This window comes from Streptomyces sp. NPDC030995 (assembly GCF_055571215.1).
Genome location: NZ_JBVIFS010000012.1, coordinates 82,552 through 97,501, shown reverse-complemented (window position 1 = coordinate 97,501; position 14,950 = coordinate 82,552). Strand labels below are relative to the sequence as shown.

Below are 14,950 nucleotides of genomic sequence, written 5' to 3'. Positions count from 1 at the left end.
CGGGGCCGTGCGTCTCAACTGGTGAAGGAGCCGTGGCGGCCGGCGCCGCCCGCAAACCGGTCGGCTCCGGCCTGGGTCTCCCCCGCGGTGAGCGGAACGAGGCCGTGCCGGTACTCGGCGGCCAGGGCTTCCCGCTCGCCCAGACCGTGCTGTTCTCGTACGGAGAGCCGGTCGTGCCGCAGGCACAACTGCGGGAACCCCGCGATCTCGTGGGCGAGTCGCTCCGCCGCCCGGCGGGCTTCCCCGGGCGGCACGAGTCGGTTGACGAGGCCGATCTCGTACGCCTCGGCGGCGGTCACGGGGCGGCCGGTGAGGATCAGGTCCATCGCGCGGCTCTCGCCGATCAGGCGCGGCAGCCGCACCGTACCGCCGTCGATCAGCGGCACGCCCCAGCGGCGGCAGAACACGCCGAACGTCGCGTCCTCCTCGGCCACCCTCAGATCGCACCACAGGGCCAGTTCGAGTCCGCCCGCCACCGCGTGGCCGCTGACCGCGGCGATCACCGGTTTGGTCAGGCGCATCCGCGTGGGGCCCATCGGCCCGTCGCCCTCGGCCAGCACCCGGTTGCCACGGTCGGTGCCGACGGCCTTGAGGTCCGCGCCCGCGCAGAACGTACCGCCCTCGCCCCACAGCACGGCGACGGACGCGTCCTCATCCTCCTCGAACGTACGGAAGGCGTCCGCGAGTTGGGCTGCCGTCGGGCCGTCGACCGCATTGCGGACCCCGGGACGGCTCAGGATCACCGTACGGACGGGGCCATCGCGTTCGATCCGGACGGCAGGCGGGTCGGCGGGCGGGTCGGCGGGCGTCGTCCCTGATGTCTCAGAGGTCGTGGCCACAGCGGAACTCCATGGGTCCAGTGGTGCTGTCGGATGCGTGGAAGGTGCGAACGACCACTTTGCCGCGCCAGGACAGAGGTCCGAAAGAGCCGCCGCGCCGGCGGCTCGGGCTGGCTACCGTGAGCCGCGGACTCACCGAAGAGGAGAACACCGTGCCCCACGCCGAATGGATCACCGTCACCGCCATCGGCGGTATTGCCCTGGTCTTCGTCGTCGGGACCGCCCTCACCGTGCTGTTCCGCCGCATCGGGCAGCCTGCGGTGGTCGGCGAGATCACCGCCGGGATCTGCCTCGGGCCCAGCCTGCTCGGCCTGTTACCCGGCGACCTGCCCTCCCAGCTCTTCCCGGCCGAGATCCGCCCGCACCTGGGCCTGGTCGCCCAAGTCGGCCTGCTCCTCTTCATGTTCACCATCGGCTGGGAGTTCGACAGCCGCTCCTTCAAGGGCCACATGGGCTCCACCGGGGCGATCTGGATCAGCTCGATCGCCCTGCCGATGGTCCTGGGCGTCGGGCTCGCCTGGATGATCTACGAATCACACGACGTGGTGAAGGGCCACACCGTGCCGTTCGCCGAGTTCGCGCTCTACCTCGGCGTCGCCATGTCGATCACGGCCTTCCCCGTGCTCGCCCGCATCATCGCCGAACACAACCTCCAGAACACCCGCACCGGTGTGCTCGCCCTGGGCCTCGCCGCCGTGGACGACGTGCTCGCCTGGTGCATGCTCGCCGTGGTCGTCGCCATGACGAACGCCACCGGCGCGTCCGGGTTCCTGGGCGTGATGGCCTGGTCCGTGGTCTATCTCGTGGTGATGCTGTGGCTGGTCCGGCCGGCGCTCGCCGCGCTGAACAACCGGCTGCGTCCCGAGCACGGTCCGTACCTGGCGGTGCTCGTCGCGGGCGGCGCGTTCGCCTCGGCGGTCGTCACCTCGCACATCGGCATCCACGCCATCTTCGGTGCCTTCATGTTCGGTCTGGTGATGCCGCGGCGGGCCGACGGCCTGCTGCACCGGGCCGCGGGTGTCCCCATCGAGACGGTGGGCAAGGTCCTGATGCCGGTCTTCTTCGTCGTCACCGGCCTCTCGGTGGACCTGACCTCGTTGTCCATGACCGGCTTCCTGCAGGCCGGGGCGATCATCGTCGTCGCCTGCCTCGGCAAGCTCGGCGGCGTCGCGCTGTCCGCCCGCCTGACCGGAATGGGGTGGCGGGACTCCACCGCGCTCGGCGTGCTGATGAACACCCGCGGTCTGACCGAACTGGTCATCCTGAACGTCGGGTTGAGCATGGGACTGCTGACCGTGCAGCTGTTCTCCTCGATGGTTCTGATGGCCCTGATCACCACGGCCATCGCGGCGCCCCTGCTCAACGTCCTGCTGCCGAAGCCCGCCGTGCCGTCCGCGGCCCCGTCGATGGCCCACGCCTCCTCGTCGTGAGGTCCGTCCGGGCCTGTCGCGACGCCTCCTCACGGGGTACGACGGACCCGGGCCAGGATGAGAACCGTGTCGTCGGTCGGCGGGTCGGGCAGCAGGCTCGCGAGGATGCGGTCCGCCATTTCTTCCAACGTCCCTGCGGCTCTGCCCAGTTCGGCGCGCAGTGCTTCCAGGCCGGCCTCGATGTCCCGGCCGCGTGCCTCGATGAGGCCGTCGGTGTACAGCGCGAGAATCGCGTTCTCGGGCAGTTCGATCTCGGTCGTGAGGAAGGGGCAGCCGCCGACGCCGAGAGGGACCCCCAGGACGTCGTCGATGCTCTCCACCGTGCCGTCCGGCCGGAGTACCAGGGGCGGGGGATGGCCGGCGCTGGCGATGCGGGCGCGGCCGCTGTCCGGGGCGTAGACGATGTACAGGCACGTCGCCAGCTCGATGCCGGCCTCCTGGGCGCACGCGTCGAGCTCGGCGAGCAGCTCGTCGGGCTCGCTGTCGTGCCTGGCCAGGGCCTTGGCGGTGATGCGGAGGCGGCCCATGGCGGCGGCGGCCGACACCCCGTGCCCCATCACGTCGCCCACCACGAGTACGACCCGGCCGTCGGGCAGGTTGATCACGTCGTACCAGTCGCCGCCGACCTCGGTGATCCGGCTGCCGGGCAGGTAGCGATGGGCCACGTCCACGTACGGGCTGGTCGCCAACGCGCTGGGCAGCAAGGCTCGTTGCAGGGTGAGGGCGATGTCCTGGACACGGCTGTAGAGACGGGCGTTGTCCAGACAGATCGCAGCGCGTGAGGCCAGCTCACCGGCCAGGCTGACATCTTCCCGGGTGAAGGCCGGCCGGCCGGCGGACCGGCCGAACATGGCGATTCCCTGGACGGTGTCCCTGGCGATGAGCGGGGCGACGAGGACACAGGCCACCCCGCTCTCGGCCAGGAGCCGTGCACGCGACTCGATGAGGACGGTCCGGGCCAGGAACTCCTCGTTCACCTCGGCGGAGAGGGCCCGACCGGTGCGCAGCATGTCGTGGATGACGGAGCCCGGCGGATACCGCACCGTCTCCACCCCGCTCACGAGCTCGATGGCCGGAGGGGGCAGGATCGTCCCGGAGGCGATCCTGCGGGTGATCAGCGGCCGCTCCGGGTCAAAAACCGCTGCCTCGTCCATCCACTCCACGACTTCGACCACGGCGCCGTCGCAGAAGTCGGGCATCGACGCGTCGACCAGTTCCTGGGCCGTGAGGTTCACGTCCAGGGTGGTCCCGATGCGGGTGGAGGCCCCGTCGAGCAGCGCCAGCCGTCGACGGCTGGCGGTGGCTTCCAGGATGGCCTGTTCGCGGTCCGTCACGTCCACCATCAGCCCGCCCACTCCGGCCCGCGAGCCGACCGCCTGGCTCAGGGGGAAGAAGCTCACCGACCGCACTTGATCACGGTCCGGATGCCCCCGCGGGCGCATGCCCACCAGCGTCCCCACGACCGGCGCTCCCCCCAGGGCGACGGCTCGGAGCATGCGCTGGTACTCGCCGCCGTCGGACATGATCATGACTTCCTCCATGTGCCGCCCGAGGTGCGCCTCGATCGGAAGGCCGTCCATGTCGGCGAGCGCCTGGTTGAGGTGGACGTACCGGAGGTCCTGGTCGAGCATGACCAGGCCGATGGGGCAGGTCTCGAAGAGCGCGTCGAGGAACGCGAGGTTGGTCTTGACCCGGTCGAGCTCGTCACTACGGCTCGCGAGGACCATCACCACCGAAGGTCCTCCGGCTCCGGTCACGGAAAAGACCCGGAAGCCGCATTCGAAGACGGTGCCGTCGCGATGCCGTGCCGTCAGCCGGCCCCTCCAATATCCCTGGGTCCGGCCTCGCTCCGTCAGCCGGGCGCTCGGACCGGAACCGTCCTGGGGCTCGTCGGCGAAGAGAACGGCGCCGGGCTTCGACAGGACGGCGGTGGAGTCGTATCCGAAGAGGTCCCGCGCGCCGGGCCCCCAGTAACAGACGCGGTCGCCGTCATCGAGGCCGAAGACCGCCACGGGCACATGCTCCAGCAGCGTCCCCGGCTCGGACCAGAACGGGCCGTGAGCCTTCTCGCCCCCCGGCCGAGCCGATGGCACGAGACGCCCCTTCCACCCGCCGTCCTACCCATCCCATTATGCGGATGCCCCGGGCATTGCGCTGGGCGCCGGGTCTCACTCGTTCGAGGTCTTCCACGGGACCGCCCGGGACACCGGGAGCATTCGGTCATGACCCAAGCACGCTCCGTACCCACGGCTACCTCGACCGGTTGGCACGCCAAGCGGGACTTCACGACGTACTCGGACCTCTCCTGGCCGGTTCTCCGCGCAGTCCTCGCGAAGACCCCGATCCACTAGAACCCCCTAGGGTGTGGTGATGACCGACAGCAATCTTGAACGCAACAAGGCGGCGGCCCTGGCGTTCTACGACCTGATGTTCAACCAGTGCCGCCCGGCAGAGGCCATCGAGCTGTACGCGGGCGACACCTACATCCAGCACAACCCGCACGTCGGCGACGGCAAGCAGGCATTCATCGAATACTTCGAGCGAATGGCCGCCGAGTACCCCGGCAAGCGGGTGGAGTTCAAGCGCGCGTTCGCCGACGACGACCACGTGATCCTGCACTGCCGCCAGGTGTGGCCCGACGAGGAGTACGCCGGCATCGACATCTTCCGCTTCGACGACAACGGCAAGGTCGTCGAGCACTGGGACGTACTCCAAGCCGTTCCGGCCACGTCCAAGAACGACAACACCCTGTTCTGACCACGCTCCCCCTCCCCCACTCCCTCCCCCACCCCCGCCATCGGCGAGAGCGCCGATGGCGGGGTCACTCATGGGCTGTCAGGCGGGCTTGAGACGTTGGGGTCCTTCTCCCGCGTCAGGTACCCGGCGGAGCCCGTGAGGTCCTGCACACCCGAAGTCGTACTCCGAGGCGTTCATCAAGCGGGTCGCCCGGGCGACCCCTTTCCTTTGCTACTTCTGAGTACCCGCATGGTCATGTACCGTCCGGAAGCGCTTGATCCGCTTAGGTGCTCCCGACCCCGATGAGGACTCATGGCCGCCACATTCGACGCCCCGACCACCGCTGTCCCGAGACGACGATTCGCCGGAGGGAAGCCATCTCGAATAGCGGATGGAGGAGCGCTGGTCCCTTGAGATTCCGGATCAATCGCTCGAACGCCACATCCGCGCTCCCGTCTGCGCAGGACCCGGCACCCACCCCGGCCGTCCATGCCGTCGAGCCACGGCCGGAGGTCGCCGAGGCGCCCTTGTCGCCCGGCGAGATCGACCTCATTCGCGCCTCCGTCGCGGTGGTCGAGCCGCTTGCCGCGGAAATGACGGTCTACTTCTACGCGATCCTGTTCGCCCGCTACCCCCAGGTCCGTCCGATGTTTCCGCCGGGGATGGACGCCCAGCGCGGGCGCCTGCTGCGCGCGCTGCTGCGCATCGTGGACCTGGTCGACGACCCCGAGAGCCTGGTTCGCTTCTGTGGACACCTCGGGCGCGATCACCGCAAGTTCGGCACGCTCAGTGCGCACTTCCCGGCCGTGGGAGAGTGCCTCCTGGCCTCGCTCGCCCGCTACGCGGGCCCCGCGTGGACCGCGGACATCGCCGCCGCGTGGACCAAGGCGTACGGCGTGGTCGCCCAGGTCATGATCAGTGCGGCCGAAGAGGACGAGGCGGTGCGGCCCGCCGTATGGCCCGCCACGGTGGTGCACCGCGTCTCGCGCGGACACGGCATCGCCGAGATCACCGTACGTCCCCACCTGCCCTACGGGTACGCCGCCGGACAGTACGTGAGCGTCGAGACCCCGTGGTGCCCGAAGCACTGGCGCTACTACTCCCCCGCCAACGCGCCCCGCGAGGACGGCACCCTCACCTTTCACGTGCGGGCCGTGGCCGGCGGCTCGGTCAGCAACGCCCTGGTGCACCGGGCCGCGGTGGGCGACGTGGTCCAACTGGGCGCCCCGCTGGGAGACATGGTGCTGGACGCCGCCGTCCACAGGGACCTGCTCTGTGTGGCCGGCGGCACCGGCCTCGCCCCGATCCGCGCGCTGGTCGAAGAGGTGGCACGTCGCGGCGGGCACCATCAGGTGGACCTGTTCCTCGGTGCCCGCACCGGCGCCGAGCTGTACGGGGTGGACGACATGCTCCGGATGGCCCAGCGGTACCACTGGCTGACCATCAGGGGCGCGGTCTCCCACGAGTACATCCCGGGAATCCGGGGGTCTTTGCCGCAGGTGCTGGCAGAGTACGGACCGTGGTACCAGCACGACGTCTATCTCAGCGGTCCGGCCCCGATGGTCGTCTCCGCCAGCGAGACGCTCACGCTCGGCGGCACCTTGCCGGAACGCATCCATCACGACCCGTTCGAGACACCCGCCCTGTCCTGTCCCTGAGTCAAGCGCTCACTCGTCCCGCCAGGAGAACACCCGTGACCTCGCCCCGGCCGCCCTTCGGATCAGCAGGTGAACACCGGCTGCAGCAGCAACTGGGCACCGCCGAGCGCGCCGCCCGGTTCTACGACCGGCAGGTGCGCCCCTGCCTCACACCCGAGATGCGGGACTTCATAGGCCGCCAGGCCATGGTCTTCCTGGCCACCGCCGACTCCCACGGAGAATGCGATGCCAGTTTCCGGGCGGGGCCGCCGGGGTTCGTCCACGTGATCGACGACCGTACCCTCGCGTACCCCGAATTCCGCGGGAACGGTGTGCTCGCCAGCGCCGGCAACATGACGGAGAACCCCCACCTCGGCATGCTGTTCGTGGACTTCACCCACCACCACGTGGGCCTTCACGTCAACGGCGCGGCCCGGCTCCACACCGACACGGACCTGCGTTCCCTCCATCCCGCACTGCCCACCGACGTCGCGCCGGGGCGCAGTCCTGAGATGTGGGTCCATGTGAGCATCGAAGAGGCCTACATCCACTGCTCCAAGTTCATACCCCATCTGGAGCCGGCCCCCCGTCCCACCAGCCATGACGCGGCGACGCGCCCCAAGGACTCGAACTATTTCACCGGAGTCGGTACGACGTAGAGGAAGTGGTGCTGTGATGCCGCAGAACGGCAGTCGCGACGCGTGGGCCGTCGGCGCGGCGTACGAACCGTACATCGGGCGGTGGAGCCGGGCGGTGGCGGCCGAGTTCGCGGGCCGGCTCGGCGCGGTCCCGGGTGAGCGCTGGCTGGACATCGGCTGCGGCACGGGTGCGGTCTCGCAGGCGGCGCTGGATGCGGGCGGGGCCGGTGAGGTGGTCGGCGTGGACTCCTCGGAGGGGTTCGTCCACCACGCCCGCCGCCTCGTGTCCGGTCCCCGCGCGCATTTCGTCGTCGGCGACGCCATGGCCCTGCCGGTCCCGGATGCCGTGGCCGGCGCCGTCGTCAGCGGGCTGACGCTGAACTTCGTACCCGATCCCGCGCGAGCGGTGTCCGAGATGGTGCGCGCCGCGCGGCCGGGCTCGGTCGTGGGCGCCTACGTATGGGACTACGCCGGGGGCATGCAGCTCATCCGCCGCTTCTGGGATGCCGCCGCCGCGCTCGACGACCGGGCCCGCGATCTGGACGAGGGGACGCGCTTCCCGCTGTGCCGGCCCGGCCCGCTGCGCGCGCTGTTCGCCGGGGCGGGCCTGACCTCCGTACACGTGACGGCGATCGACGTGCCGACGCGCTTTCGCGACTTCGACGACTACTGGACACCGTTCCTGGGCGGCCAAGGACCCGCGCCCGGCTACGCCACCGCCCTGCCCCCGGAACGGCGGGCCCGGCTGCGGGAGCTGCTGCGCACGTCGCTCCCGGCTGCCGCCGACGGGTCGATCCCCCTCACCGCCCGCGCGTGGACGGTCCTGGGCCGACGCCGGGCCGGGCCGGGTAGCGGCGACCTGTGACACCGGTGCCGCGCTCGCGCTCAGGTGGACCACCCGGAAGGGACGCGCGGGTCCGGGGCGTACGCGCAGTAGGTCCCCGTGCGGACCGTGCGGTCGAGGTGGTCACCGAGCGCCGGAGAGGCGTCGCGGAGGCGGCCGATGGCCTTGCGTACGGCCTGGGTGACAGCGGCCCGTGCCCGTTCCGAGGCGACGCCGGCGTGCCGGTCGCGCCCGCCGAGCCCGACGGCCCGGGCGAGTTCGTCGATGAGGAACGCGCGTTCCAGCTCGGTCTGTTCCAGCCGGGCGATGTCGTTGTCGGCGCGGGCCTCCTCGATGTCGTCCTCGATCTCGGTGAGCCGCCGGCGGTACATCCGCTTGGCGCGGTCGTCCAGGAGGGGACCGGCGTCGCCGGCGCGGGAGAGCCCGGCGACCGCATCGGGGTCGTCGCTGTTGGCGGCGACGAGGTCGAGGACGTGGAACTCCCGGCCCGGCGCGGCGAGGAGCCGGGCGAGGTGGTGCATGCCCTTGCTGTCGCGGGTGGTGACGCGCCGGCCGTCGAAGACGACCTTCCAGTAGTCGCCTTCCCGGACGAACGTGTCCGGGTCGGCCGTGACGGGCCGTGACGCGGCGGCCGCGGGAACCTGGGGGATCCGTTCGATCTCGGTGCGCGCCGCCTCCCGCTCGAAGGTCTCGGCCTGGAGGTTGCCCAGGGCGCGCTGGGCGTCCGCGAGCCGGAGCCGGCACTCGGCCGTCTCGTAGGGGGCGCCGACCTCGATCCAGGTACGGACGCCGTCGGCGAAGAGCGCGGACGCACCGGCCGCGTCACCCTCCGCCAGCAGGACCTCACCCCTGGCACGCAGGGCCGACGCCGCGAGCGCGCTGCTCCCGAAGCGGACGGCGACCTCTTCGAGCTCCCGGGCCGCGACCCGCGCCGTCTCCACGTCGTCGCGGGCAAGGGCGATCCTGACCTGCGCGTCCAGCAGCGGCGCCCGCCGCAGCCCGGAGGTGGGCGGCAGCTCCTTCGACGGCACCGGCAGCGGCCGGGCCAGGGCCTCGCGGATCGCGGCGGCCGCCGTGTCGGCGTCGCCGTCGGCAAGCCGTACGAGCGAGAGCCCGGGCTCGGGGTCCCACCCGAGGCGGTGGGCGGCGAGCAGCGCCTCTTCGGCGCCGGTCAGGTCGCCCCGGCGCAGCCGGATCCGGCCCAGCTCCGTCAGCGGCCAGCCCAGCTCGCGCCGCACGTAGGGGCGCAGCTCGTCGCACGCGAGCAGCACCTGCTGCTCGGCGTGCTCGCACTGGCCCCGCAGGCGCAGGATCTCGGCCCGGTGCACCCGGCACCGGCCGTGGAGGCTGCCGATCGCGTTGGTGCGCGCCCACCGCTCCATCGCCTCGGTCCACTGCTCGGCCAGGTCGTACTGGGCCAGGCCCTGAAGGGCGCACACCAGCTCGCAGTAGACGACTCCGGTCGACAGCGGGTCGAGGTCGCCGGCCATCGCCGCCGTGCCGGCTTCGTCGAGGAGCTCCAGGCCCCGTTCGACGTCGCCGTCGAGGATCACCAGCCGGGCCTGGGCCACGCGCCCGATCGCCGCTGCCGCCGGGTCGGTGTGGGAGCCGGCCTCGATCGCCCGCCCGGCCCAGTCCCGGGCCGCGTCGAGGTCGCCGCTGAGGAGTCGCTCGAAGGTGCGCACCGCCGCGAACCACGCGTGCGCCGGGGTCGTCGTCGCGGGGTCGAGGAGGCGTTCCGCGCGACGCAGCCACCCCCGTACGGGCGCCATGAGCGCGGTGTCGAAGAGCAGGTGCATGGCGACCCGTACGGCGGCCGCGGCCGCGCCGTTGTCCTCGCCGAGCCGGGACAGCTCGTCGTGGAGCCGCTCCCAGGTCTCGATCGCGACGTCGAGGTGCCCCGCGGCGTACGCGACGGCGGCGAGGTCGGCGAGCTCCGCCGGGCCGAGGCCGCCTGCCTCCTGGGCCGCGAGATAGGCGGCGTGGGCGTCCGCCCACGCCCCGCGGGCAGCGGCGTCCCGCGCCCGCTCCAGCGCGGATCCGTCGCCGGCGGCAGGGGTCACGGGCATGTCCTTCGATCCCGGGTCGAGCCGGTTACGGCGGTAACCGTCCCGCTTACGCCTCCATGGTGAGCCACAACCGCAATGGAGGACGTCATGGACACCGTCACGGTCAACGACATCCGGCTGGAGCACGAGATCCGCGGCACCGGGGAGCCGGTTCTGCTCATCAACCCCGTCCTCTCCGACGGGTTCGTCCCGCTCCTCGCCGAACCGGCGCTCACCGAGCGTTACCGGCTCATCCGCTATCACAAGCGGGGCTGGAGCGGCAGCACCCACACCTTCGGGCCGGTCTCCGTCGCCGACCACGTCGCCGACGCCGTCGCGCTGCTCGACCGGCTCGGCATCGACCGCGTCCACGTGGCCGGGCACTCGACCGGCGCGGCGGTCGCCGCCCAGATGGCCCAGGATCAGCCCGACCGCGTCGTCACCGTCTCCCTGCTGGAGCTCTCCCTGCTGTCGGTGCCGGCGGGCGGGGCGTTCCTCGCGCAGGTGACGCCGGCGTTCGAGGCCTACGGCGAAGGGGACGCCGAGCGCGCCCTCGGGCTGTTCCTGTCCGCCGTCTGCGGCATGGACGCGGAGCGTTGCCGAGCACTGCTCGACGAGCGCCTGCCGGGCACCGTCGCGCAGACGGTCAAGGACGCCGACACGCTCTTCGGCGTCGAGCTCCCCGCCCTGGGCGAGTGGAATTTCGGCCCCGACGAAGCCGCGGCGATCCGCCAGCCGGTGCTGTCGGTGCTGGGAAGCGACACCCGACCGCTGTGGGTCGACGTCGCCTCCTTCCTGCGCTCGAACGTGCCCGACGTGGAGGAATGCGTCATCGACGGCGTCGGCCACCTGCTCCAGATCGAACGGCCCCGGCCGGTCGCCGAGGCCATGGCCCGGTTCCTGGCCCGTCACCCGATCACATCCTGACCGCGCCGCACGAGGACTGCGGGCCGCCCCGTCGCACCTGTCGAAAATCTCCACATCGTGCGCGTGACCCGGCCCGCCCTCCTTCACGGTTCACCGGTCCGCAGGGCCCGCCCCGTCCGGCTGTTGGAGTTCTGTCCCGTTATGCTCCCCGCGCATGACGGGGCGTCCGTATCTGTTACTCGATCTCGCGGAGAGGTTGTCACCATTTGGTGAAAGTAGCTGCACACCCGTTGCCCCGGGTACACGTCCACCCGTGAGGGAGCGTCAATCGAATTGGCCGGGTGACCCGTTCGCGTGCTTTCATCTTGCCCGCTGCGGCAGTCGAGAGAACGACCCTCGAGCTCAGGGCCGTTGGACCGCCGCAGGAACTGGATTCCCCCCACATCCCCCCAACGAATGAAGGGTGCGCATCATGCGTGACAACCTTGAGACCCGCGAGATCGCCGACACCGAGCTGGACGCCGTCTCCGGCGGCCTCGTGAGCATCTCCGGCGGCCTCGCCGGCGCCGCGACCAGCGACGTCGCCGGCGTCCTGGGCATCGTCGGCTCCCTGCACACCGTCCAGGCGGCGCAGGGCCTCGTCGGCTCGGTCCCCGGCCTGGCCTCGGGCATCACCGGCGTTTCGGTCAACACCGGCGCGGTCACCGGTATCGCCGGTCTCTAAGCGGCATTTCCCCATGAACCCCTGGGCTTTCCCGGCTCAGGGGTTCGTGGGCACCGCGCCCGAACGAAACGCATGCAAGCGAAACGATTGCAGTTGAAGGAATAGTCCGTGGAGTTCCGCAAAAAGGCTCTTTCCAAGCTGCAATCCCCCGAAGAACTCGATGTGCCCGTACGCTTCGCACGCCCGCAGGGGCGTCTCGTTCTGGCCGTCACGGTCGCCGTCATGGCCGCCGCGAGTTTCTGGGGCCTCACGGGCACCGTGTCCGCCAAGCTGAGTGCGCCCGGCATCCTCACCCGTGCCGAAGGCAGTTACCTGCTGCAGAGTCCGGTTGCCGGGCAGGTGACCGGCGTCCTCGTCGAGGAGGGCCGGCCGGTGTCCCCCGGCGCACCCCTCCTCACCGTCCGCACGGACCAGGGCGACCGGCCTGTGCGCGCGGTGGCCGGCGGCCGGGTGACCACGCTCTTCGCCAGGATGGGTTCGGTCATCACGACCGGCGCGAACGTGGCGACCGTGGAACGCGCGACGAACCCGGACGACCCGCTGGTGGCCGTGCTGTACGTGCCGGGCGGCAGCGCGTCGACGATCCGGGTCGGCGCCCAGGTCGACCTCAGCGTCGAGTCCGCCCCCCGGAACCGGTTCGGTGTGCTGCGCGGCCGCGTCCAGGCGGTGGGCCGTGCGCCCCAGACGCAGGCGCAGATCGGCAGCTTCCTCGGCGACGACGGACTCGCCGCGCAGTTCTCCCGGCCGGGCAACCCGGTCGCGGTGCTCGTGACGTTGGAGCGCTCCGCGGCCACCCGGTCCGGCTACTCCTGGTCCTCCGCGGACGGGCCCCCGTACGCCATCGACTCCCGTACGCCGGTCACCGGCGCCGTCCGCCTCTCCGCACAACGCCCCGTCGACTGGCTGCTCCCATGACCGTGCCCCAGGAAACCGCCCGTGCCCAGGACCGCCCCCGGGCCCGGCCCAAGCCACCGTCGCGCAGGCTCCCGCCCGCCGGAAGCCGACGCCGCGCCCCCGCGCCCAAGGGCAGGAGGCCCCGTACCGTACGCACCCCCACCGTGCTCCAGATGGAGGCGGTGGAGTGCGGCGCCGCGGCCCTGGCCATGGTGCTCGGCCACTACGCCCGCTTCGTCCCCCTGGAAGAGCTGCGCATCGCCTGCGGCGTCTCCCGCGACGGCTCCCGGGCGAGCAACCTCCTCAAGGCGGCCCGCGGTTACGGGCTCCAGGCCAAGGGCATGCAGATGGACCTGGCCGCGCTCGCCGAGGTGAGCGCCCCGGCCATCCTGTTCTGGGAGTTCAACCACTACGTCGTCTACGACGGCATGGGCCGCCGCTTCGGCCGCAGGGGCGTGTACGTCAACGACCCGGGCAAGGGGCGCCGGTTCGTCCCCATGGAGGAGTTCGACTCCGGTTTCACCGGCATCGTGCTCACCTTCGAGCCGGGCGCGGGCTTCCGCCGCAGCGGCCGCAAGCCGGGCGTCCTCGGCTCCGTACCGGCCCGCCTGCGCGGCACTTCGGGCACCATGGCCGCCGCCGTGATCTCCAGCCTCCTGCTGGTGGCCGTCGGCGTGACCGTGCCCGCGCTGAGCCGTACGTACATCGACATGTTCCTCATCGCAGGACAGTCGTCCCTCCTCGGCGTGCTCTTCGCGGCGATGGCGACCGCCCTGGCGCTCACGGCGACGCTCACCGCGGTGCAGCAGGCCAATCTGCTGCGCGGGCGCGTCATCTCCTCCACGCTGGGCAGCGCCCGCTTCCTGCGGCACCTGCTCAGACTCCCCGTCAGCTTCTACGCCCAGCGCAACCCGGCCGATCTGGTCCAGCGGCTGCGGTCCAACGACTCGGTCGCCGAAACCCTCGCCCGCGACCTGTCCGCGGCGGGCGTGGACGCCGTCGTGGTCGTGCTCTACGCCGTGCTCCTGTGGACCTACGATCCGCAGCTCACCGTCGTCGGAGTGCTGATCGCGCTGCTCAACGTGGTGGCCATGCGGATCGCGGTCCACGTGCGGGCCACCGGCACCCGGAAGCTGCGCGCCGAGAGCGCCCGGCTGACGAACACCTCGTACAGCGGCCTCCAGCTCATCGAGACGATGAAGGCCACCGGCGGCGAGAACGGCTTCTTCCGCCGCTGGGCCGGACAGCACGCGGTCACGCTCGACGTGCAGCAGCGGCTCGGCGTGCCCAGCGCGTGGCTTGCGATCGTCGCGCCCACCCTGGCCGCGCTCAACAGCGCGCTGATCCTGATGATCGGCGGCCTGCGGGCGGTCGAGGGGCACCTCTCCGTCGGTCTGCTCGTCGCCTTCCAGGCCCTGGTGACCAGCTTCACCGCGCCGATCACCCGGCTGAACGGCGTGGCCGGACGGATCCAGGACTTCGCGGCCGACGTCGCCCGGCTCAAGGACGTCGAGAACTTCCCGGCCGACCCCGTCCACACCCGGCGCGAGCCCGCCGCCGGCACCCGCCGCCTCACGGGCCACGTGGAGCTGGACCGGGTCACCTTCGGCTACAGCCCGCTGGACGCCCCGCTGCTCAAGGACTTCTCGCTGTCGGTCGGCCCCGGGCAGCAGGTCGCGCTGGTCGGCGGCTCGGGCAGTGGCAAGTCCACCGTCTCCCGGCTGATAGCCGGCCTGTACACCCCCTGGGAGGGGGCCATCCGCATCGACGGAATGCGGCTGGAGGACATCCCGCGCGCAGCACTGGCCGCCTCCGTCTCCTTCGTCGACCAGGACGTCTTCCTCTTCGAGGGCACCGTCCGCGACAACGTGGCGCTGTGGGACCCCTCCGTCCCGGACGAGGCCGTCGTCGCCGCGCTGGAGGACGCCGCCGTCCTCGACGTGGTCTCCCGGCGCCCCGGCGGCATCCACAGTCGCGTCGAGCAGGACGGAAGGAACTTCTCCGGCGGCCAGCGCCAGCGCCTGGAGATCGCGCGGGCGCTGGTACGGCGCCCCAGCGTCATGGTGCTCGACGAAGTGACCAGCGCCCTGGACGCGGTGACCGAACGGGTCGTCATCGACAACCTGCGGCGCCGCGGCTGCGCCTGCGTGGTCATCGCCCACCGGCTCAGCACCGTGCGCGACAGCGACGAGATCCTCGTGCTCGACCGGGGCACGGTCGTGGAACGCGGGCGGCACGAGTACCTGGTGGCCGCGCGGGGCCCGTACGCCGAACTGGTCAAGGAGCACTGAGG

Annotated in this window: 13 protein-coding genes; 10 read left to right on the top strand and 3 right to left on the bottom strand. The window is 71.5% G+C overall.

What is annotated here, in order from left to right:
- Positions 1–14: 14 nt before the first annotated feature.
- Positions 15–770, bottom strand: a complete 756-nt coding sequence (locus ACZ45T_RS19690; RefSeq protein ID WP_468443094.1) for a crotonase/enoyl-CoA hydratase family protein — start codon at positions 768–770, stop codon at positions 15–17.
- A gap of 188 nt (positions 771–958) precedes the next feature.
- Here ACZ45T_RS19690 and ACZ45T_RS19685 point away from each other — a divergent pair, with 188 nt between their 5' ends.
- Positions 959–2,269 (top strand): cation:proton antiporter, encoded by a 1,311-nt coding sequence (locus ACZ45T_RS19685; RefSeq protein ID WP_468442916.1) that lies wholly within the window; start codon positions 959–961, stop codon positions 2,267–2,269.
- 29 nt (positions 2,270–2,298) lie between these two features.
- On the opposite strand, the gene ACZ45T_RS19680 is transcribed toward ACZ45T_RS19685, so the two are convergent.
- Entirely contained in the window at positions 2,299–4,362 is a 2,064-nt protein-coding gene (locus tag ACZ45T_RS19680; protein ID WP_468442914.1) for a SpoIIE family protein phosphatase, read from the bottom strand.
- Positions 4,363–4,491: 129 nt separating this feature from the next.
- Between ACZ45T_RS19680 and ACZ45T_RS19675 the strand changes: the two genes are divergently transcribed.
- The 5 genes from ACZ45T_RS19675 (at position 4,492) to ACZ45T_RS19655 (ending at position 8,145) form a co-directional block, all read left to right on the top strand.
- Positions 4,492–4,620, top strand: a complete 129-nt coding sequence (locus tag ACZ45T_RS19675; RefSeq protein ID WP_468442912.1) for a hypothetical protein — start codon at positions 4,492–4,494, stop codon at positions 4,618–4,620.
- A 19-nt stretch (positions 4,621–4,639) separates the two neighbouring features.
- Positions 4,640–5,026 carry a nuclear transport factor 2 family protein gene (locus tag ACZ45T_RS19670; RefSeq protein WP_468442910.1) on the top strand — a complete coding sequence of 129 codons (387 nt, stop codon included), beginning with the start codon at positions 4,640–4,642 and terminating at the stop codon, positions 5,024–5,026.
- Positions 5,027–5,415: 389 nt separating this feature from the next.
- On the top strand, positions 5,416–6,663 hold the full coding sequence (locus tag ACZ45T_RS19665; RefSeq protein WP_468442908.1) for a globin domain-containing protein: 1,248 nt from the start codon (positions 5,416–5,418) through the stop codon (positions 6,661–6,663).
- A gap of 35 nt (positions 6,664–6,698) precedes the next feature.
- Positions 6,699–7,301 carry a pyridoxamine 5'-phosphate oxidase family protein gene (locus ACZ45T_RS19660; RefSeq protein ID WP_468442906.1) on the top strand — a complete coding sequence of 201 codons (603 nt, stop codon included), beginning with the start codon at positions 6,699–6,701 and terminating at the stop codon, positions 7,299–7,301.
- 16 nt (positions 7,302–7,317) lie between these two features.
- Positions 7,318–8,145: a class I SAM-dependent methyltransferase gene (locus tag ACZ45T_RS19655; RefSeq protein ID WP_468442904.1), complete on the top strand. Its 828-nt coding sequence runs from the start codon at positions 7,318–7,320 to the stop codon at positions 8,143–8,145.
- Positions 8,146–8,165: 20 nt separating this feature from the next.
- On the opposite strand, the gene ACZ45T_RS19650 is transcribed toward ACZ45T_RS19655, so the two are convergent.
- Positions 8,166–10,187, bottom strand: coding sequence for a transcriptional regulator (locus tag ACZ45T_RS19650; protein WP_468442902.1), 2,022 nt, complete (start codon positions 10,185–10,187; stop codon positions 8,166–8,168).
- A 93-nt stretch (positions 10,188–10,280) separates the two neighbouring features.
- Between ACZ45T_RS19650 and ACZ45T_RS19645 the strand changes: the two genes are divergently transcribed.
- The 4 genes from ACZ45T_RS19645 to ACZ45T_RS19630 all read left to right on the top strand — a co-directional run bounded on the left by ACZ45T_RS19645 (position 10,281) and on the right by ACZ45T_RS19630 (position 14,948).
- A complete protein-coding gene (locus ACZ45T_RS19645) occupies positions 10,281–11,099 on the top strand; it encodes an alpha/beta fold hydrolase (RefSeq protein ID WP_468442901.1) in 819 nt (272 codons plus the stop codon).
- Between the two features lie 412 nt (positions 11,100–11,511).
- Entirely contained in the window at positions 11,512–11,763 is a 252-nt protein-coding gene (locus tag ACZ45T_RS19640; RefSeq protein WP_468442899.1) for a hypothetical protein, read from the top strand.
- A 108-nt stretch (positions 11,764–11,871) separates the two neighbouring features.
- Complete coding sequence (locus ACZ45T_RS19635; RefSeq protein WP_468442897.1) at positions 11,872–12,678, top strand: biotin/lipoyl-containing protein; 807 nt, start codon at positions 11,872–11,874, stop codon at positions 12,676–12,678.
- Positions 12,675–14,948: an NHLP family bacteriocin export ABC transporter peptidase/permease/ATPase subunit gene (locus ACZ45T_RS19630; protein ID WP_468442895.1), complete on the top strand. Its 2,274-nt coding sequence runs from the start codon at positions 12,675–12,677 to the stop codon at positions 14,946–14,948. Before ACZ45T_RS19635 ends, ACZ45T_RS19630 begins: the two co-directional genes overlap by 4 nt.
- Positions 14,949–14,950 lie beyond the last annotated feature (2 nt).